The organism is Bradyrhizobium sp. USDA 3364 (genome assembly GCF_054056355.1).
The window spans coordinates 1,599,443-1,618,258 of the sequence record NZ_JBSRYG010000002.1; the positions used below are offsets into that span (position 1 = coordinate 1,599,443).

General features: G+C 64.0%; 18 protein-coding genes and 1 tRNA gene. 12 read left to right on the top strand and 7 right to left on the bottom strand.

The window, feature by feature from the left end; all coding sequences use genetic code 11:
- Window positions 1-57 precede the first annotated feature (57 nt).
- Window positions 58-1,902, bottom strand: coding sequence for a sensor histidine kinase (locus ACVILL_RS07490; protein WP_456728487.1), 1,845 nt, complete (start codon window positions 1,900-1,902; stop codon window positions 58-60).
- A gap of 249 nt (window positions 1,903-2,151) precedes the next feature.
- On the opposite strand from ACVILL_RS07490, the gene ACVILL_RS07495 reads away from it, so the two are divergent.
- Window positions 2,152-2,820, top strand: a complete 669-nt coding sequence (locus tag ACVILL_RS07495) for a helix-turn-helix domain-containing protein (protein WP_456728488.1) — start codon at window positions 2,152-2,154, stop codon at window positions 2,818-2,820.
- A gap of 8 nt (window positions 2,821-2,828) precedes the next feature.
- On the opposite strand, the gene ACVILL_RS07500 is transcribed toward ACVILL_RS07495, so the two are convergent.
- Together ACVILL_RS07500 and ACVILL_RS07505 are read right to left on the bottom strand one after the other, a co-directional pair.
- Window positions 2,829-3,266, bottom strand: a complete 438-nt coding sequence (locus ACVILL_RS07500) for a potassium channel family protein (RefSeq protein ID WP_456728489.1) — start codon at window positions 3,264-3,266, stop codon at window positions 2,829-2,831.
- The gene (locus tag ACVILL_RS07505) at window positions 3,266-4,345 is read right to left on the bottom strand and encodes an AI-2E family transporter (RefSeq protein ID WP_456728490.1); all 1,080 of its coding nucleotides are present in this window, start codon (window positions 4,343-4,345) and stop codon (window positions 3,266-3,268) included. Before ACVILL_RS07505 ends, ACVILL_RS07500 begins: the two co-directional genes overlap by 1 nt.
- A gap of 224 nt (window positions 4,346-4,569) precedes the next feature.
- On the opposite strand from ACVILL_RS07505, the gene ACVILL_RS07510 reads away from it, so the two are divergent.
- A complete protein-coding gene (locus ACVILL_RS07510; RefSeq protein ID WP_456728491.1) occupies window positions 4,570-4,974 on the top strand; it encodes a hypothetical protein in 405 nt (134 codons plus the stop codon).
- Between the two features lie 37 nt (window positions 4,975-5,011).
- Here ACVILL_RS07510 and ACVILL_RS07515 read toward each other — a convergent pair whose 3' ends face one another.
- Both ACVILL_RS07515 and ACVILL_RS07520 read right to left on the bottom strand, forming a co-directional pair.
- Window positions 5,012-5,329 carry a hypothetical protein gene (locus ACVILL_RS07515; protein WP_456728492.1) on the bottom strand — a complete coding sequence of 106 codons (318 nt, stop codon included), beginning with the start codon at window positions 5,327-5,329 and terminating at the stop codon, window positions 5,012-5,014.
- An 887-nt stretch (window positions 5,330-6,216) separates the two neighbouring features.
- A tRNA-Met gene (locus ACVILL_RS07520) sits at window positions 6,217-6,293 on the bottom strand.
- Between the two features lie 314 nt (window positions 6,294-6,607).
- Here ACVILL_RS07520 and ACVILL_RS07525 point away from each other — a divergent pair.
- A complete protein-coding gene (locus tag ACVILL_RS07525; RefSeq protein WP_456728493.1) occupies window positions 6,608-8,041 on the top strand; it encodes an aldehyde dehydrogenase family protein in 1,434 nt (477 codons plus the stop codon).
- A 165-nt stretch (window positions 8,042-8,206) separates the two neighbouring features.
- Entirely contained in the window at window positions 8,207-9,814 is a 1,608-nt protein-coding gene (locus tag ACVILL_RS07530; protein WP_456728494.1) for a GMC family oxidoreductase, read from the top strand.
- 114 nt (window positions 9,815-9,928) lie between these two features.
- Here ACVILL_RS07530 and ACVILL_RS07535 read toward each other — a convergent pair whose 3' ends face one another.
- Window positions 9,929-10,690, bottom strand: coding sequence for an SDR family NAD(P)-dependent oxidoreductase (locus tag ACVILL_RS07535; protein ID WP_456728495.1), 762 nt, complete (start codon window positions 10,688-10,690; stop codon window positions 9,929-9,931).
- 110 nt (window positions 10,691-10,800) lie between these two features.
- On the opposite strand from ACVILL_RS07535, the gene ACVILL_RS07540 reads away from it, so the two are divergent.
- From ACVILL_RS07540 to ACVILL_RS07550, 3 genes are all read left to right on the top strand, one after another.
- Complete coding sequence (locus ACVILL_RS07540) at window positions 10,801-11,316, top strand: CvpA family protein (protein ID WP_456728496.1); 516 nt, start codon at window positions 10,801-10,803, stop codon at window positions 11,314-11,316.
- A gap of 136 nt (window positions 11,317-11,452) precedes the next feature.
- Complete coding sequence (locus tag ACVILL_RS07545; RefSeq protein ID WP_456728497.1) at window positions 11,453-12,235, top strand: SDR family oxidoreductase; 783 nt, start codon at window positions 11,453-11,455, stop codon at window positions 12,233-12,235.
- Between the two features lie 166 nt (window positions 12,236-12,401).
- The gene (locus tag ACVILL_RS07550; RefSeq protein ID WP_456728498.1) at window positions 12,402-13,391 is read left to right on the top strand and encodes an NADPH:quinone reductase; all 990 of its coding nucleotides are present in this window, start codon (window positions 12,402-12,404) and stop codon (window positions 13,389-13,391) included.
- A gap of 38 nt (window positions 13,392-13,429) precedes the next feature.
- On the opposite strand, the gene ACVILL_RS07555 is transcribed toward ACVILL_RS07550, so the two are convergent.
- On the bottom strand, window positions 13,430-13,843 hold the full coding sequence (locus ACVILL_RS07555; protein WP_456728499.1) for a DUF3775 domain-containing protein: 414 nt from the start codon (window positions 13,841-13,843) through the stop codon (window positions 13,430-13,432).
- 118 nt (window positions 13,844-13,961) lie between these two features.
- On the opposite strand from ACVILL_RS07555, the gene ACVILL_RS07560 reads away from it, so the two are divergent.
- The 5 genes from ACVILL_RS07560 (at window position 13,962) to ACVILL_RS07580 (ending at window position 18,698) form a co-directional block, all read left to right on the top strand.
- Window positions 13,962-14,810 carry an MBL fold metallo-hydrolase gene (locus tag ACVILL_RS07560; protein ID WP_456728500.1) on the top strand — a complete coding sequence of 283 codons (849 nt, stop codon included), beginning with the start codon at window positions 13,962-13,964 and terminating at the stop codon, window positions 14,808-14,810.
- Window positions 14,811-14,950: 140 nt separating this feature from the next.
- Complete coding sequence (locus tag ACVILL_RS07565; protein ID WP_456728501.1) at window positions 14,951-15,793, top strand: fumarylacetoacetate hydrolase family protein; 843 nt, start codon at window positions 14,951-14,953, stop codon at window positions 15,791-15,793.
- A 178-nt stretch (window positions 15,794-15,971) separates the two neighbouring features.
- Window positions 15,972-16,586 carry a glutathione S-transferase family protein gene (locus ACVILL_RS07570; protein WP_456728502.1) on the top strand — a complete coding sequence of 205 codons (615 nt, stop codon included), beginning with the start codon at window positions 15,972-15,974 and terminating at the stop codon, window positions 16,584-16,586.
- Between the two features lie 31 nt (window positions 16,587-16,617).
- A complete protein-coding gene (locus ACVILL_RS07575) occupies window positions 16,618-17,808 on the top strand; it encodes a serine hydrolase domain-containing protein (RefSeq protein WP_456728503.1) in 1,191 nt (396 codons plus the stop codon).
- A gap of 20 nt (window positions 17,809-17,828) precedes the next feature.
- A complete protein-coding gene (locus ACVILL_RS07580; RefSeq protein ID WP_456728504.1) occupies window positions 17,829-18,698 on the top strand; it encodes an MBL fold metallo-hydrolase in 870 nt (289 codons plus the stop codon).
- Window positions 18,699-18,816 lie beyond the last annotated feature (118 nt).

The window sequence follows — 18,816 nt, forward strand, 5'->3', positions numbered from 1 at the left end:
ATACTGCGTTCGTCTTAAATCGAACATTGCGTCTCGGCAAACAAGAGCCCGAATGGGCTACGCTGCCAGTGGCAGCGAGAGGTGGAATACCGCTCCTCCTCTGGACTGGTTCTCGGCCCAAAGCTGGCCGCTATGCGCCAGAACGATCGTCCGTGCGATGGACAGGCCAATGCCCATACCCTGCTCCTTCGTGGTGAAGAACGGATCGAAAATGTCGTTCAGCCTGTCCTGGGGAATCCCGGGACCGGAATCGCAGATGGAAATCACCGCCGACGCGTCCCCGTTGACTTCGGTACGGCCGATGATCGTGCGCCCGTAGGGCATTTTGGCCATTGCGTCCATGCTATTGACGACAAGGTTGAGAATGACCTGCTGCAACTGCACCGGATCACCTCTCACCCGCAGGGTCTGCGGCGAGGTTTGCAGATAGATTGCAACGTTGCGCGCCGAGGCCTGCAGCTTGAGAAAATCGAACGCTTCCCGCATGGTCTGGTTGAGGTCGATCTCCTTCTGCTCGAATGGTGCACGTTTCAGCAAGCTGCGCATCCTGCGGATGACCTCGCTTGCACGGAGATCATCGCGCTTGATGTCGGAAATGATTTCCCGCACCTCCTGAAGGTCGGGCGTCGGCGAAGCGAGGATCAGCTCCGCCGTCTCAGCATTGGTCAGGATCGAACCAAGAGGCTGGTTGAGCTCATGGGCGATCGAGGACGAGAGCTCTCCGGCGGTCGCCTGCCGGTTGATATGGGCGAGCTGAGACAGGCGATTACGGGCTTCGACTTCGGCCTTCCGCCGCATGAACCGCTCGTGCAGCAGGAACGCAATCAGCGTGGTTTGAACCAATAGCGCCGTAGCCATGGCGACCGCCCGCCACCGATATTTTTCCAGGAAGGTCGGCTCACGAAGGCGGACTTCGCTGCCTTTTGGCAGGCTGGCTTCGCTGACGTTCCAATGCTGCATCTGCTGCCAGTTGAAGATCGGCTTTACCGCATCGATGACTGACGGTGGCAGGCTTTCCGGCGTCTCGCCATCCAGAATCCGCAGCGCTCTTCCTGCTGCCTCCGCACCGATCAACGGCGGGACGATAACGAATCCGCCTATGCCGCCCGCCCCGAGGAAAGTCTCCGCGGCGACGACGATCGGACGATTGGCTCTTGCCGCGACAAATGCAAGGGCATCCGAGGGCGGATAGTAGTTGCCTTTACCGTCGCTATAGAGGCCCGTGTAAATGATCGCGCTCTGCTCGGGGAGCGTTGCGACCCGCCCAACGATATCCGGCATCGGACGTCCGATGATCTCGACAATGTCGAGGCCCGGAATGCCGGCCGCTGCCTGGTCCTTCCAGTTACGAAACAGAACCTGCCGGTCCCATTCCGCGCCAACCAGCACCACGGTCTTGAGGTCCGGCACCACGGCCCGAGCGGCGGTAACGGCATCCCTGAGCTTCGAGCTGACGATGCCGCCGGTGACATAGGCAGGCGGCTGCAATCGCTTGAAATCGGCCTCTTCGACCAGTGCAAACACGATCGGCGTATCGGGCCACAGCTGCGGACGCCAGCGAAGCGCAAGTTCAAGCGCAGCCGCTCCAATGGTGACCACCACGCCGATCGGCCGATCGCGATATTTCGCCTCGAGAAACCGCCGAAAATCCTCCTGATAGGCCTCTCCACCGAAGCGATTGAGATCGAGGCTTTCCGTGTAGACGGTGGTCGGCGCGTGGCCGTGGGCGCTCACCGCATCCCTCAGCCCGACGAACACCTGGTAATAGAAGGGGCCACGTCGATCGGACTGGTCCAGCACCAGCATGGAATGTGGCCGCATCTGTTGCGCCCAGAGACCAGCCGGCGCCAACAAAGCAGCCAACAGGATGATCAGTCCAGAGAGCCGAATTGCACTGCCCATCGCGCTCGGAGCCGGAGACCAACGGGTTTGAAACCTAGCACCCGACCATCATCATGAAAATTGAAAAGTAATCCGAGACTTTGCATACCAATTACGAACAAATTGCCGCATTTCGCGCACCCTGTCCTTTAGGACAATGACCTCAAGACCAATAGAGCCGGACCGGGTGCTGTCGTAGTCATTGCGCGCGGACAAGCATTTCGAGCCGCTGCGGACGCCGCACGAGTCGTTTACCGAGAGAGTTAGTCCATGTTCGCTCGCGTCAACGTCAGGCCGGTCGATGCACCGAGCATCCTCGGTGGGCTGACTGCCCAGCACGCCAACTTCATTACCAGCGAATTCCACTATAGGAAGGGTACCGAGATCTACGGCGAGAAGGAGCCTGCGGAGTACGTCTACCAGGTCGTTTCGGGTGCGGTCCGCAGCTACAAGCTCCTCTCCGACGGACGACGCCAGATCGGCGCTTTTCACCTCGTCGGAGACATTTTCGGGCTTGAGAATGCCGAAAGCCATCGCTTCACAGCCGAAGCTGTCGTCGACACCAGCGTGCGCCTGATCAAGCGGATCAGCCTCGAACGGGTGGCCCATTCCGACTCCGAGCTGGCTCGCAACCTGCTGATCATGACCACCAGCAACCTGCAGCACGCCGAAGATCATATGCTGCTGCTCGGTCGCAAGACCGCTCTGGAGCGGGTCGCCGCGTTCCTACTCGAAATGGATCGCCGGCTGACCGGGGTCGGTGTCGTCGCCTTGCCGATGTGCCGGCGCGATATCGCCGACTATCTCGGGCTGACGCTCGAGACAGTATCGCGTGCGCTGTCCAAGCTGCACGGCCACGGGGCACTCAACTTCCTCGGCTCGAACCAGCGCGAAATCATGCTGGTTGACCGCGACCAGCTGTCCAGGCTGGACAACTGACCGCAACATCAGGGGGATTTCGCGAGCGCCGCCTGGCGCTCGATGGTCTTCTGCAGCACTTCGAACAGCACCGCAGTCGACCAGCCGAACAGGAGAATGCCGTTCATGGCGGCCATCGGTCCGATCAACAGCCACTGCTCGACCGGGACAATGTCGCCGTAGCCGAGCGTGGTGTAGTTCACAAAGGCGAAATAGAGCAGATGGCTGCCGTCGGGCGCTACGCCGAGCACCCAATAGGCCAGGGTCCAGACCATGATCTCCAACGTGTGAGCCAGCATCAGCACAAGTGCTGTTGCGACCATCACGCCGCTGAGCTTTAGCCCTGCCCGGCCGGTCGCGCTCAAGGCGATGTTGCGCACCAGCCCGATTGCCGCGACGGTCCACAGCGAATGCAGCACGATATTGATTGCACTGACCGCCGATCCCACGAGGAGCTGAAACAACATCATCGTTCTCCCACCAGCCGGGCGCGGTCGTCCCGGATCCACGCCGTGATCAACTCCCAGGCGACCGCGAGAATGATTGGGCCGATGAACAGGCCCACGATGCCGTGGGCAAGCGTCCCGCCGATCACGCCGACGAGGATGACGAGCGACGGTGTGGTCAGGCCCCGCCCCATGACCAGCGGCTTCAACACATTGTCGAGGACGCCGACGACCAGGAAGAAGAACGTCAAAGCGAGCGCGGTCGTGACGTCCTTGGCCGACCAGAGCCAGATGATGACGGGAAAGAGCACGATCGCCGCCCCGATCTGCACAATCGCCAGCAGCATCACGACAAACGCCAATAGGCCCGCACTCGGAATTCCCGCCAGCTTGAAGCCGATGCCGGCCAGCAGCGATTGCAGGACGGCGACGCCGATGACGCCGCGGGAGACCGCCCGAATGGTCGCGCCTGCAAGATCGAGGAAATGCTCGCTCTGCTCCGGCACGATGCGCGACAGGAAGCTCCGGCACCCCGCGGCAAGCTGCGCGCCATGGGGAAACAGGACGCCCGCCAGCACGACCGCCAGCAGAAATTCCAACGTTCCGACACCGGCATTGCCCGCAAAGGCAAACAGGGGACCAGCCAGCGGCTTCAGATGCGGCACCACCTCGCGCAGCACGACGCGCAGATTGGTCGACGCCCGATCCCAGAGATCATAGAGCGGGCCGCCGATCAGCGGCCAATCCTTGACCTCCGGCATCGGCGACGGCACGATAACGTGCCCTGCGCTCAATTGTCCGGCAAGCTCCCTCAGACCATCGATCGCTCCAATCCCGAGCCAGGCCGCCGGTCCGATGACGATTCCAAGAGCGATCAAGGTCAGCACCGTGGCGGCGATGCCTGCGTGCCCGCCCAGCATCCTTGAGAGCCAGGTAAAGACGGGATAAAGCGCGACCGCGAGCACCACGCTCCACGCCAGGATCGGCACGAACGGGCGAACCAGGACGAACGACCAGTAGATCAGCAGTGCCAGCAATCCGAGGCGAATTGCGAGCTGGATGAATTCGTCTCCGGCCACGAGTTGGCGAAGGGTTTTCAAGAGCGTGCTTTCGATCGAGCGTCAGCAGGCGCGTGGGAAGCGATGCCATCGCCCTGTCACGCACCGCTTGATCCAGATCAAGCGTGACGCGTCCGCACTTTGATTCAAATCAAGCTTCGGTTTGCCGCGGCTGACAGTCTTGGCCGCGCATGATCCGGAAGCCGCTCGCGACCTGGCTGCCGTTCGATCATGACTGCCTGTGTCACCCGACTGCGGAGGACGTCATGAAGAACACCAAGAGCTTGCTCGCCTTGACCCTGCTTGCGAGCGCGGTCGGCTTTAGTCCGGGTCAGGCGGCCCCGCTGCCGACCAACATCACTGCCATGAAGGGCGCAGTCGACAATACCGCCCTTCAGGTGCAGTGGGGCGGCTGGCGCGGCGGCGGCTGGGGCTATCGCGGTTGGAGAGGCGGCTACGGCGGCTGGGGTTATCGCGGATGGGGTTACCGAGGCTGGGGCGCCGCCGCAGCCGGTGCGGTCATTGGCGGCGCCATCGCGAGTTCGGCCTATGGCGGGTATCCGTATTACGGCGCCGGATATGGCTATGGGTCCGGATACGGCTATGACTATTGCCCGCCCGGCGGAGGCTACGGCTACTACGCGCGGCCACGCTACTATTACGGGTGGTAGACCGGCAGTTGCGAACCGGAGTCAGCCTTCGGTGACGTCACCGGAGGCCGAGCAGCGAACGCCGATAGCCGCTCTCGCGCGCTTCACTCCTGCACGCGTAGCTGCCTTCGAAGCCCCTGGCATAGCGGCTCTGCCCTTTGAGATAATAGCGTCCGCGCTGGAAATCGAGCCAGACCACGGTATCGCCCGGACAATGCCGTTGGGCCTGAGCTTCATAACGGAAGGGCGTCAGCGGCAGCGCGAACGCCTGTTGTGCACAGCAGGACAGGAAGATCGAGACGCAGGCTCCGACACCTGATCTTGCCGCCGGACGGTCGCGACGCCTGGTCGAATTTGCGGTTGCCTTGAAGCGCATTCGTTGCCGCCGAAAGTATCCGTGTCGTGCTGAATGGCGCTCATATTGCCAAAGCTTCGCGGGTGAAGCACCCGGGCGCGGGCGCCGATCTCGTCGCCGACACCAGCTTGCTCACCTTCAGATGAGAAAGACGCTCAGGACGACAGCAATCCAAAGGCGAACGCCACAGTCGACAGCATCCCGGCCGCCATGACCATCACCCTGAAGGCGACATCGCCGTCGACCACGTCAAGCCAATGACGCAGCCAATTGCGAGCGCCGGCTCGCTGGCCTCCGCCACTCGCTCGCCTAAATTTGTCGCTGCCGTACCCCATGATTGCCACTCTAGATCACGGCGAAACAGCGTGACCAGTGCAGCTTGTGCCAAACCATCAGGGTCACATGCGACACCCTTGCTAGCCCAATTGGGCTATGCCGCTCTGTAACATCACCGCGAATGCGATATTCGAGACGAGTGCGGCTACGCGGGGGTCGCGCGCGATAAACGAGGCATGGACCCGGTCTCGGTTGATTCAAATCAAACTGAATTCAGCAACTGCACAAGCACGCCTGACCGGGATTCACTACCGGCTTCACGACGGAGCAGCCTCGAACGTCGTCGATGCCCCATGGCGCATTGCGCTGCTACCGGCGAAACGGATCGCATCTCTGATGCCGCGGCGATCGTCACGGACGCAGTGGCACGATCCGAGATTGACTTCGGAACACGCCACACGCGACGAACCGTTGAGAGTGCTCGCGCTGCGGACACGCGCGGCACTTCGTCATCGGTTGGTTGCGGGCGATTTGAACCCGCGAGCCCATCTCGCTGGTGTTGCCAGCCTCATTTGAACCCAAACAAAAAGCCCCAGCGATCCATTCGGATCGCTGGGGCTTTTTTACCGGATTGGTTGCGGGGATAGGATTTGAACCTATGACCTTCAGGTTATGAGCCTGACGAGCTACCGGGCTGCTCCACCCCGCGTTAAACCGTTGCGTGCCTTGCAGAAAAGGTGCCCGAACTGCCGGCCAACGCATGAAACGGCGCCGATCGATCCGTCCGGAGGGCTTCCTGAGAAGGCGACCCGGGCCGAAGCCGTCGGGCGCGTGGGGTATGTATCAACGTGAGCCCCGTTTGGAAAGCCCCGGATGCCGGTTTTTGAGGATTTTGTGACGCCAAAATCCGCAGTTTTCCCAACAAAATGTCCGCGGGGAACCGGGTCTTGCCAGATTGCGCGCAAAAGCGGAGTTTGGCGCCAACAAAATCCGTCAAGGAAACGTCATCCGAGGGGAAACGCCATGGACCGGCCGTTGAAGTGTCCGGGGCTGCATGCGCTTGAGGAGGCCTTTCACCGCCAGTTCGAGCTGTCGCGCAGCGAGCCGGCGCCGACCTTGCAGGCACGGCTGGACCGGCTGCGCCGCCTGCGCGCCGCGCTGACCGAGAACGAGGCGCGCTTCGGGGCGGCGATTTCGGCCGATTTCGGTCACCGCTCCACCGTCGAGACGGCGATCGCCGAGACCATGCTGGTGCTGGGTGAGATCAAGCACGCCGCCAAGCACCTCAAGGGCTGGATGGCGCCCCAAAAGGTCCCGACCACGGTGCAGTTCGCGCCCGCCAAGAACCGGCTGATTCCGCAACCGCTCGGCGTGGTCGGCATCATCGCGCCCTGGAATTATCCGCTGCAGCTGACACTGGCGCCCGCGGTCGCCGCGATCGCGGCCGGCAACCGCGCCATCATCAAGCCGAGCGAACTGGTGCCGCGCTTCTCCGAACTGCTGGCCGAAGCGATCGAAAAGAAGTTCGACGCCGCCGAACTCGCGGTCACCGAGATCGACGACGAGATCGCAAGAGCCTTCGCCGCGCTGCCGTTCGATCATCTGATCTTCACGGGCTCGACCCGCGTCGGCCGGCTGGTCGCCGAGGCCTGTGGCCGCAATCTGACGCCGGTGACGCTCGAACTCGGCGGCAAGTCGCCGGTGATCGTCGACGGTTCCGCCGACATCGACGAGGCCGCGCAGCGCATCGCCTATGGCAAGCTGCTCAATGCCGGCCAGACCTGCATCGCACCCGATTACGTGCTGGTGGCGCAGGCCGCGGTGCAGCCGTTCGCGCTACGGCTGCAGGGCCACATGCAGCAGATGTTCGGCACCGATCCCAACAATCCCGACTACACCTCGATCGTCTCGGACCGACACTACGCGCGGCTCGAAGCCTTGGTCGCCGACGCAGCCGCGAAGGGCGCAACCATCATGCAGCCGGCGGCCCCCAATGATCCCGAGTGGAAGGCGAGGCGCAAATTCCCGCCGACCGTCATCGTCGATGCGACGCCTGACATGACCGTGATGCAGGAGGAGATTTTTGGGCCGCTGCTCCCGGTCATGGGCACAGGCAGCGCGACGGAGGCGATCGCCTTCATCAACCAGCGCGACCGTCCGCTGGCGCTGTACTGGTTCGGCACCGACAACGCAGCCCGCGATGCGGTGCTGGCGCGCACGGTGTCCGGCGGCGTCACCGTCAATGACTGCCTGTTTCATTTCGCGCAGGCCTATCAGCCGATGGGCGGCGTCGGCGCCTCCGGCAGCGGCGCCTACCACGGCGAATGGGGATTCAAGACGCTGACCAAGCTGAAGCCGGTGTTCTACCGCTCGCGCTTCAACCGGCTCGCCGATCTCTATCCGCCCTATGGCGCGAAGGTCGCGCGGCTGGAGAAGCTGATGCGGATGTTGTCGTAGTATCCAAGCCGTCATTGCGAGGAGCGAAGCGACGAAGCAATCCATGCTTCCGCGCTTCCGCCGTGGAAAGGTGGATTGCTTCGCGGAGCCTGTCATCCGGCGGCGCTCCGCGCCGACCGGGTGGCTCGCAATGACGGACAGCAATGAAAGACGGGGGAAACAGACGTGACTGACGCATTCGATTTCGTGGTGGTCGGCGCCGGCTCGGGCGGCTGCGCGGTGGCGGGGCGGCTGTCGGAGGATCCGGCGACCTCGGTGGCGGTGCTCGATGCCGGCGGCAAGAACGACAATTGGGTGGTGACCACGCCCGGCGCCATCATTCTCATGCTCTCGGGCAAGATCAACAACTGGGCGTTCGACACGGTGCCGCAGAAGGGCCTGAACGGCCGCATCGGCTATCAGCCGCGCGGCAAGGGCCTCGGCGGCTCCTCGGCCATCAATGCCATGGTCTATATCCGCGGTCATCGCGCCGACTACGACCACTGGGCTTCGCTCGGCAATACGGGCTGGAGCTACGCCGACGTGCTGCCCTACTTCAAGCGTTCGGAGAACAACACCGAGCTCGACGGCGAATATCACGGCACGGGCGGGCCGCTCAACGTCACGGGCCTGCAGTCGGACAATCCGGTCAAGGAGATGTTCCTGCAGGGCGCGCGCGAGGCGCAGTTCCGGATCCGCGACGATTTCAACGGCGCCGAACAGGAAGGACTGGGCATCTACCAGGTGACCCAGAAAAATGGCGAGCGCTGGAGCGCAGCGCGCGGCTACATCCATCCCCACATGGGCCGCCGGCCCAATTTGCGCATCGAGACCCAGGCGCACGCGACCCGCATCATCTTCGAGGGCAAGCGCGCCGTCGCGGTCGAATACATGCAGGGCAAGGAGAAGAAGGTGCTGCGCGCACGGCGCGAGGTCATCCTCTCGGCCGGTGCGTTCCAGTCGCCGCAACTGATGATGCTGTCGGGCATCGGCGACGCCGCGGCGCTCGGCAAGCACGGTATCGCCGGCGTGCATCATCTGCCGGGTGTCGGACAGAACCTGCAGGATCATCCGGATTTCGTGTTCGGCTTCGCCTCCGACGCACCTTATTTCTCCGGACTGTCGTGGGGCGGCATCGGGCGGATCATCAAGGGGATCGGGCAATACCGGCGCGAGCGGCGCGGCCCGATGACCTCGAACGTCGCCGAATGCGGCGGCTTCCTGAAGACGCGACCTGACCTCGACGTCCCCGACATCCAGCTGCATTTCTGCATGGCCATGGTGGAAGACCACGGCCGCAAGCCGCGTTGGGGCACCGGCTTCTCCTGCCATGTCTGCCTGCTGCGCCCGGCAAGCCGCGGCAGCGTGTGGCTGAACAGCGCGGACCCGCTCGCAGCCCCCGCGATCGATCCGAACTTCTTCGGCGAGGACAGCGACGTCGAGACCATGGTCGCAGGCTTCAAGATGACGAAGCGGCTGCTCGACACGCCGGCGCTGCGCGCGCTGCAGCGGAAGGACATGTTCACATCAGAGGTCCGCACCGACGATGACATCCGCGGCATCCTGCGGGCGCGTTCCGACACCGTCTATCACCCGGTCGGCACCTGCAAGATGGGCACGAATGATCCACTCGCGGTGGTCGATCCGAGCCTTCGCGTGCACGGGCTCGAAGGCCTGCGCGTGGTCGACGCCTCGATCATGCCGACCCTGATCGGCGGCAACACCAACGCGCCGACCATCATGATCGGCGAGAAGGCCGCCGACATGATCAGGGCGGAGATGCGGGCGGGGTGACGGCCGCCGAGCGAGATCGTCATGCGCGGGCTTGACCCGTCCATCGTTCTTCGACAAAGAGTTTGACGAAGCAGGATGGATTGCCGGGTCAAGCCCGGCAATGACAGGCTCGGATCAATTCAGCAGAAACCCGCCGTCGACCGTCACCACCGTACCGGTCATGTAGCGCGAGGCGTTGGAGGCGAGCAGCATGATCGCGCCGTCGAGATCGGATTCGGCGCCGACCCGGCGCTGCGGAATCCGCTTCGCGAGCCGCTCACCGGCCGGCGTCGACCAGAAATCATGGTTCATCTCGGTGTCGATATAGCCCGGCGCCAGCGCGTTGACGCGGATGTTGTTGCCAGCGAGTTCGAGCGCCATCGCCTTGGTGCCCTGGATCATGCCGGCCTTGGAGATCGCATAGGGCGAAACCGCCTTCAGCACGCCCTGCCCGAGCACCGATGCGACATTCACGATATTGCCCGGCTGCTTGCGCAGGATCATGCGCCGCGAAAGCTCGGTCGACAGGAAATAGGCGCCCTTCAGATTGGCGCTGATCACGGCATCCCAATCCGCCTCGGTCTGCTGGGTCGACAGTTTCTCGATCGCGATGCCGGCATTGTTGATCAGGACCGTGACCGGACCGAGCGCGGCTTCCGCCGCGTCGAGCGCTTTCGCAATGCCGGAAATATCCGCGACGTCCATCTGCACCGCGGCGGCGCGGCCGCCCTTGGCCCTGATCTCCTCCGCGAGGCTTTTCAGCTTCGCGGTCTGGCGCGCCGCCAGCACCACCGCGGCGCCATGCGCCGCGAGCACGCGAGCGAATTGCCGCCCGAGCCCCGGCGAGGCGCCGGTGATGAGGATGATTTCTTTACTGACATCGAATAGGTCGGACATCGACAGGTTCCCGGATTGAAGCGGACGATTGATAGCTACAATTGTCCCCGATGTAAGCCAGTTTGATCAACCAGGGGACCGTAGGGAGATTGGGGCAGGAATTCCCTTCCATGAACCTCTTCGACGTTGCCGTGACGGTCGGGCTGCTTTTCGCGGTCGTGACCGGCTTCACGACCGGCCTGTTGCGCAGCGCGGTCACCATCCTGGCTTACCTCGTCGCGATGCCGCTGGCGGTCGCCGCGCTGGCGATGATCGGGCCCCACATCGCGACGCTGCCGTCGTCGCCGTTTCCACCCAACGGGGTGCTGCTGTTCGGCCTGTTCCTCGTGATCGGCGTCATCCTCGGAAAGATGGCGCGGACCATGCTCGACGATACCATCGGCTCGGAGATCGGGATCGGCGACCGCCTCGGCGGTGCGCTGCTCGGCGCGATCAGGGTCGGCCTCGTCGTGACCACGCTGGTGCTGGTGTTCGATCAGCTGGTGCCGCTGGCCCGGCAGCCGCAATTCCTCAACGGATCGCAATTGCGGCCGTTGTTCTCCGCGGCCGGACAAGCCGGATTCCGCTCGCTGCCACCCGAAGCCACCATGGCGATCGAGCGGTTGCGGCGCGAGCAGCGCATCTAGCCGATCGTGCTCATCCGCCTGTTCCGACCGGGCATGCACTTATGCATTGCACGTCCCTTACCGGCGCCACCGAGCTTGGCTAGACTGGCGCCATCGAACCTTTAAAAAGCGATCCGACATCACAGGGAGTGAACTCGTGGATCTTGGAATCAAAGGCCGCCGCGCCATCGTCTGCGCATCGAGCAAGGGACTGGGCCGCGCCTGCGCGATCGCGCTCGCCAATGAAGGCGTCCATGTCACCCTGACGGCGCGCGGCGCCGAGGCGCTGAAGCAGACCGCCGACGAGATTCGAAAGGCGCATCCCGGCGTCACCGTCACCGAGATCGTCGGCGACATCACGACCCCGGCCGGCCGCGAAGCCGTGCTCAAGGCCTGCCCCGAGCCGGACATCCTGATCAACAATGCCGGCGGCCCGCCGCCCGGCGATTTCCGCAACTGGACCCGCGACGACTGGATCAAGGCGATCGACGCCAACATGCTGACGCCGATCGAGCTTATCAAGGCGACCGTCGACGGCATGATGGCGCGCAAGTTCGGCCGCATCGTCAACATCACCTCGGCCGCGGTGAAGGCGCCGATCGAGATTCTCGGCCTGTCGAACGGCGCCCGCGCCGGCCTCACCGGCTTCGTCGCCGGCCTGTCGCGCAAGACCGTCATCAACAACGTCACCATCAACGGCCTGCTGCCGGGTCCGTTCGACACCGACCGTCTCCGCGGCACCGCCAAGCCAGAGGCTGAAAAGCGCGGCATCTCGGCCGACCAGGTCTTGTCCGAGCGCGCCAAGCTGAACCCGGCCGGCCGCTTCGGCCGTCCCGATGAATTCGGCTATGCCTGCGCGTTCCTGTGCGGCGACAAGGCCGGCTTCATCACCGGGCAGAACATCCTGCTCGATGGCGGCGCCTTCCCGGGCACGCTCTAGTGCCGCCGATTTGAAGCTCCTGCACTGTATGCGGCGAGACCGACTGGGAGCTTCAAATCGGTCGAGCGGCACTAGAGATTCATGAGTCTTCTAGCGCCCTCTTGCTTTCCGAAGTTCGCGCAAGAAGTCGCTGGACGAGTTCACGAACTTCGGAAAGGGGCGCTAGATGAGAGCAGTCTGGTACGAAAGAACCGGCGCGGCGCCGACGGTGCTTACCGTCGGCGAGATGCCGACGCCGGATGCCGGGCCCGGCGAGGTCCGGGTTCGGCTCGAGGCCTCCGGCGTCAATCCAGCCGATGTCGGCCGCCGCAGCGGCAATTATCGCGCGATGGAATTTCCGCGCGTGATCCCGAACAGCGATGGTGCCGGGATCATCGACCAGGTCGGTGAAGGCGTGACGCGCTTTGGCGTCGGCGATCGCGCCTGGCTGTTCAACGGCCAGCGCAATGGCCGCGCCTTCGGCACCGCGGCCGAATACATCACGCTCGCCGACTATCTGGTCACGCCGCTGCCGCAGGATGTCTCGTTCGCGGCCGGCGCGACACTCGGCATCCCCTGCATGACCGCGTGGTGCGCGCTGTTTGCCGACGGTCCGATCGCGGGACAGACGGTGCTGGTCACCGGAGGCGCCGGCGCGGTCGGCCACTATGCCGTGCAACTGGCGAAGTGGGGCGGCGCGCGCGTGATCGCGACGGTCAGCTCGCAGGTCAAGGACGTCGAGGCGCGGCTCGCCGGCGCCGACACGGTCGTCAACTACCGGACCGAGGACGTGATGGCCAAGGTGATGGCGTTCACCGAAAACCGCGGCGTCGACCGCGTGATCGACGTCGATTTCGGCGGCAATCTCGCGACCACGCTGAAGATCATGGCGCCGAACTCGACGATCGCGGTCTACGCCACCAACGGCAACCGCACGCCCACGCTGCCGGTGCGTGAACTGATGGAGAAGTGCATCACGGTGCGCTCGCTGGTGCTGTTCGCGCTGCCGCCGCAGCTGCTCGCGGCCGCACAGGCCGACATCACGAAGTGGCTGGCATCGGGCACCCGCGTGCACAACATCGCCGGACAATTCGCGCTGGCCGAGACCGCCGACGCCCATCTCGCCGTCGAGAAGGGCGACAAGATGGGCACCGTGATCGTCGACTGCGCGCGATGATATTGCTCTCCCCGCTTCGGCGGAGAGAGTGCTGCTCCTTACTGGATCGGCGTGGTGCGCTCGTCGCCGGGCGCGAGGCCGAACTCGTCGAGCCCTTCGGCAAGGAAATCGCCGAGCATCGGCTCGCCCAACAAGTAGCTCGCGGTGCGGCCGTTGCGCCCGCGCGCGGCCTCGCGGCGAAGATCGGCCCATTCCTCGATCGTGCCGTCGCCGCGGCCGAGTCGCATCAGGGCGACGAGATCGACCTGCTCGTCCTCGCTCAGCGCGTCGATGAAGCCCGTGATCTCGCGCGCCACCGGATCGCTGCCATCATCCTCCAGCACGTCGATCATCTCGTCATCGCCGCCGTTCGAGCCGGAGTCCGGATCGACGATCCCCTCCTTGACGTCGAATTCCCGCGCCTTCTCGATCAAGAAGCCAACTTTTTCAGGGGAGATTGTGAGTTCCGGCATTCGCGCACTCCTTCGTCCAACGAGGCGGTAACGCAGGAGGTGGCGACTTGATCCATTGCGCCGGCGCGCGGAAACCCGCATGGTCCGGCGAGAAACAAAAAAACAGAGGGCACGCCGCATGCACTGGACCGTAGGCAAGGTCAGGATCACCAAGGTCGTCGAGCTCGAGACCGTCGGCAGCACACGCTTCATCCTGCCGCTGGCCGGCCGGGAAGAGATCCAGAGCCTGCCCTGGCTGATCCCGCATTTCGCCAATGAGGACGGCCGGCTGAAGATGTCGATCCATTCGCTGCTGGTGGAAACGCCGGAGCACCGCATCATCGTCGACACCGGGCTCGGCAACGACAAGCAGGGCCGCCACGTGCCGACCTGGAACAACCGCTCCGATCCGTTCCTGGAAAAGCTGACCGCGGCCGGATTTGCCCCCGAGAGCATCGACACCGTGCTGTGCACACATCTGCATGTCGACCATGTCGGCTGGAACACCAAACTCGTCGATGGCAAATGGGTGCCGACTTTCGCCAATGCGCGCTACGTGTTCGGCAAGACCGAATACCAGCACTGGCGCGACCACAGCGACGATCCCGCCCATGCCGCCGTGTTCGCCGATTCGGTGAAGCCGATCGCGGATGCCGGCATGGCCGAGCTGGTGCCGAGCGATCACCGGCTGACCGAAGAGATCACGCTGATCCCGACGCCGGGTCACAGCCCGGGCCACATGAGCATCCACATCAAGTCCGGCGGCGAGGAAGGCTTGCTGACCGGCGACGTCGCGCATCATCCCTGCCAGATGTACCACCTCGACTGGTCGTCGACCGCGGACTCCGACCAGAAGCAATCGGCCGCGACGCGGCGCGAATTGTTCTCGCGCTTTGCCGACACGCCGACGCTGGTGATCGGCGGGCATTTCAATGCCGGCCACATCAGGCGCGACGGCGACGCCTTCAGGTTCATCGCGCTGGGATGATCGGCCCGAACCGGCCTTGAAATAAGGCTTGGCAGCAATGCAGCGCCCTCATGGCGGTTGAATTTCCGCCCGTGCTGTTCCATGAAGCGTGTCGAGGTATACCAGTAACAATCCTCAAGACATCGTAGGGAGTGATCAACATGAAGCTTGTTCGTTATGGCGAAAAGGGTGCGGAAAAGCCCGGTCTGATCGATAAATCCGGCCAGCTCCGCGACCTCTCGGCCCATCTGAAGGACCTGACCGGCGACGCCTACGCGCCGGAATCGCTGAAGAAGCTTGCTGCCCTCGATCCCGCCTCCCTGCCCGCCGTCTCCGGCAAGCCGCGCTTCGGCGCCCCCGTCACCGGCATCTCCAAATTCGTCGCGATCGGCCTGAACTATTCCGATCACGCAAAGGAAACCGGCAACCCGATCCCGTCGGAGCCGATCTTCTTCCTCAAGGCCAACACGGCGCTGTCCGGCCCGAATGACGCGGTCGAGAAGCCGCGCGGCTCGACCAAGCTCGACTGGGAAGTCGAGATCGCCGCCATCATCGGCACCCGAGCCAAGTATGTGTCGGAAGCCGACGCGCTGAATCACGTTGCGGGCTACTGCATCTGCAACGACGTCTCCGAGCGCAACTTCCAGATCGAGCGCCTCGGACAGTGGACCAAGGGCAAGTCGCACGACACGTTCGGCCCGGTCGGCCCGTGGCTCGCCACCAAGGACGAAATCGCCGACGTGCAGAAGCTGTCGATGTGGCTCGACGTCAACGGCCAGCGCCGTCAGACCGGTTCGACCTCGACCATGATCTTCACCATGGCGAAGTGCATCTCCTACGTTTCACAGTTCATGACCCTGCTGCCCGGCGACATCGTCACGACCGGCACCCCGCCCGGCGTCGGCACCGGCATGAAGCCGCCGCAATATCTCAATGTCGGCGACGTCGTGACGCTCGGCATCGAGGGCCTCGGCGAGCAGCGCCAGGAAATCGTCGGGGCGTAGTTTACGGGACCGTCATCCTGAGGAGCCGCGAAGCGGCGTCTCGAAGGATGAGCCCAGCACACCGTCATCCCAGCGGATGGGTGACGAGATAGTATTGATGGTTGCCCATCCTTCGAGACGCGCGCCGATGGCGCGCTCCTCAGGATGACGGCGGTGTACTCGGAAAGAGGTCATTACCATGAAACTCACCTTCTCTCCCGCCTCCCCGTTCGCCCGGAAGGTGCGCATCGCGGCGATCGAGCTCGGCCTGATCGACAAGATCGAGTTCGTTCCGGCCACCGTCGCGCCGGGCACGGCCAATGACGAATATTCCAGGATCTCGCCGCTGAAGAAACTGCCGGTGCTGATCCTCGACCATGGCGACGTCATTCTCGATTCCTACGTCATCGTCGAATATCTCAACGAGCTCGGCGGCGGCCGGCTGATCCCGGGCTACGGCCCGCGGCGCTGGCAGCTGAAAACCGATCACTCGCTGCTCAACGGCATGCTCGATTCCATGCTGCTGTGCCGCTACGAGAAGATGGTGCGGCCGCAGGGCTCGCTCTGGCAGGCCTGGCACGACGATCACTGGAACAGGGCCTGGGCCGGCATGGCGCGGTTCGAGAACCGGCCCGACGTGCTCGACGGTTCGTCCTTCGACATCGCGCAGATCGGCCTCGTCTGCGTGCTTGGCTACGCCGATTTCCGCTTCGCCGATTGCGGCTGGCGCAAGGCCTATCCCAAGCTCGACGCCTTCTACCAGAAGATGCTGGAGCGGCCGTCGGTGAAGATCTCGGCTCCGCCTGCGGCGTAACCAAGCCGGGGGGGGGGGGGGGGACGACGGAATGCGCAATCGCCTCCCCCTCATTCATCTGTTCGGCGCGAGCCTTGCGCTCGCGTTCACCGTCCTGGGCAGCGATGCGAGGGCCGACGGCATGGCGCAACAGCAACAAGACCAGCCGTGCGGATCGCCGGCCGTGCTCGACGACGGCTGGACGATTGCCGCACCCGGCAGCGTCGGCATGGATGGCGACCGGCTGTGCGGCATCGCTGCGCGGCTCGGCTTGCGCAGCAGCGAGATCCATTCGGTGGTCCTAGTGCGCCACGGCAAATTGGTGTTCGAGCAGTATTTCGCCGGCATCGACCAGCCGTGGGGCCATCCGGAAGGCCGCGTCGACTTCACCGCGACGACCAAGCACGATATGCGCTCGGCGTCGAAGAGCGTGACGTCCCTGCTGGTCGGCATCGCCATCGACCGCAAGCTGATCGCGAGCGCCGACGAGCCCGTGGTGAAATTCTTCCCCGAACATCAGTCGGCGAAGAAGGCGGGATGGGACGCCATCACGCTGCGCCATCTGCTGACGATGTCGTCGGGCATCAAATGGGACGAGACGCTGCCCTGGAACGACCCCAAGAACGACGAGCCGCATCTCGCCTTCGATGCCGATCCGATCGGCTACGTCCTGGCCAAGCCGATCGCCGCGCCGCCGGACACGCTGTGGAATTACAGCGGCGGCGGCACCGATCTGCTCGGCAGCATCGTCGAGCAGGTCGCCGGCAAGCCGCTCGAGGCCTTCGCGCGCGAGACGCTGTTCCAGCCGCTCGGCATCACCGATCTCGAGTGGAAAACCTACAAGAACGGCAAGGTCGCCGCCGCCTCCGGCCTCCGGCTGCGTCCGCGCGATGCCGCGAAGATCGGCCAGCTCGTGCTCAATGGCGGGAAGTGGAACGGCCGGCAGATCGTTTCGGCCGACTGGATCACGCAATCGATCGCGCCGCGCTTTCAGGCGGTCGGCTATTTCGGCGGCACGCTGTTCTACGGCTATCAATGGTGGGTCGGCCGATCGCTGGCCGGGGGCAAGGAAGTGAGATGGGTCGGCGCCTTCGGCTGGGGCGGCCAGCGCATCATCGTGGTGCCCGATCTCGATCTTGTGATGATGACGACCGCAGCCCAGTACGGCCAGCCGAAGGAGGGGCTTGCGGCGATGGATATCCTTGCCAACATCATCATTCCCGCCGTGCGCGACGCGCACTGATCTTATCCAAGGAAATCACCATGAGCCTGAAATTTGCGGCCGGCGATCTCACCATTCATCGCGTCGTCGAGGAGGAGGGCAAGTTCCTGCCCGCGCACGACATGTTCCCCGGCTTGACACCGGAGCTGCTGGCGGAGAACCGCGCGTGGATGAAAGCGGCCGGTGCGCTCGACGACAGCGACACGCTGATCCTGGCGTTCCAGTCCTACATCGTGAAGACGCCGCACCACACCATCCTGATCGACAGCTGCATCGGCAACCACAAGCCGCGGCCGACGCGGCCGACCTGGAACATGAAGACCGACGACAATTATCTGCGCGGCCTTGCGGCAGCGGGCTTCTCGGTCGGCGACATCGACTATGTGATGTGCACGCATCTGCATGTCGACCATGTCGGCTGGAATACGCGGCTCGAGAACGGCCGCTGGGTGCCGACCTTCCCGAACGCGCGCTACGTGTTCGACAAGAGCGAGTTCGACTATTGGACCGAGACCAACGCGAAGGCAGAGGTCCCGCCATTCGTGGACAGCGTGCTGCCGGTGGTCGAAGCCAAGCGGGCCGAACTCGTCGGAAACGATTTTGCGATCGGCGACCACATGCGCATCCTGCCGACACCCGGCCACACGCCGGGCCATGTCGCCTTCACCTTCGGCCGCGGCAAAGATGATGCGGTGTTTGCCGGCGACCTGATGCACTCGCCGATCCAGACGCTTCATCCGGAAATCTCGCCGAAATTCGACGTCGACCCGGTGCAATCCGCAAAGACGCGACGCAGCTTCCTGGAGCGCTATTGCGACACCGACACGCTGTGCTGCCCCGCGCACTTCCCCTCGCCCACGGTCGGCAAGATCAAGCGGAAGGGGAACGGGTTCGTGTGCGAGATGGCGTGACGTAAACTGAACTCGCGACAGCCGTTCTCTCACCCTCCCCTGGAGGGGGAGGGTCGGCTCACATGAAGCGTAGCGGAATGTGAGACGGGGTGGGGTGATCTCTCAACACGGGCAGCGC

Excerpts from the sequence above, each read along its gene's own strand:
- ACVILL_RS07490 (WP_456728487.1), bottom strand. The coding sequence starts at position 1,902 with ATGGGCAGTGCAATTCGGCTCTCTGGACTGATCATCCTGTTGGCTGCT.
- ACVILL_RS07495 (WP_456728488.1), top strand. The coding sequence starts at position 2,152 with ATGTTCGCTCGCGTCAACGTCAGGCCGGTCGATGCACCGAGCATCCTC.
- ACVILL_RS07500 (WP_456728489.1), bottom strand. The coding sequence starts at position 3,266 with ATGTTGTTTCAGCTCCTCGTGGGATCGGCGGTCAGTGCAATCAATATC.
- ACVILL_RS07510 (WP_456728491.1), top strand. The coding sequence starts at position 4,570 with ATGAAGAACACCAAGAGCTTGCTCGCCTTGACCCTGCTTGCGAGCGCG.
- ACVILL_RS07515 (WP_456728492.1), bottom strand. The coding sequence starts at position 5,329 with ATGCGCTTCAAGGCAACCGCAAATTCGACCAGGCGTCGCGACCGTCCG.
- ACVILL_RS07525 (WP_456728493.1), top strand. The coding sequence starts at position 6,608 with ATGGACCGGCCGTTGAAGTGTCCGGGGCTGCATGCGCTTGAGGAGGCC.
- ACVILL_RS07535 (WP_456728495.1), bottom strand. The coding sequence starts at position 10,690 with ATGTCCGACCTATTCGATGTCAGTAAAGAAATCATCCTCATCACCGGC.
- ACVILL_RS07540 (WP_456728496.1), top strand. The coding sequence starts at position 10,801 with ATGAACCTCTTCGACGTTGCCGTGACGGTCGGGCTGCTTTTCGCGGTC.
- ACVILL_RS07550 (WP_456728498.1), top strand. The coding sequence starts at position 12,402 with ATGAGAGCAGTCTGGTACGAAAGAACCGGCGCGGCGCCGACGGTGCTT.
- ACVILL_RS07555 (WP_456728499.1), bottom strand. The coding sequence starts at position 13,843 with ATGCCGGAACTCACAATCTCCCCTGAAAAAGTTGGCTTCTTGATCGAG.
- ACVILL_RS07560 (WP_456728500.1), top strand. The coding sequence starts at position 13,962 with ATGCACTGGACCGTAGGCAAGGTCAGGATCACCAAGGTCGTCGAGCTC.
- ACVILL_RS07565 (WP_456728501.1), top strand. The coding sequence starts at position 14,951 with ATGAAGCTTGTTCGTTATGGCGAAAAGGGTGCGGAAAAGCCCGGTCTG.
- ACVILL_RS07570 (WP_456728502.1), top strand. The coding sequence starts at position 15,972 with ATGAAACTCACCTTCTCTCCCGCCTCCCCGTTCGCCCGGAAGGTGCGC.
- ACVILL_RS07575 (WP_456728503.1), top strand. The coding sequence starts at position 16,618 with ATGCGCAATCGCCTCCCCCTCATTCATCTGTTCGGCGCGAGCCTTGCG.
- ACVILL_RS07580 (WP_456728504.1), top strand. The coding sequence starts at position 17,829 with ATGAGCCTGAAATTTGCGGCCGGCGATCTCACCATTCATCGCGTCGTC.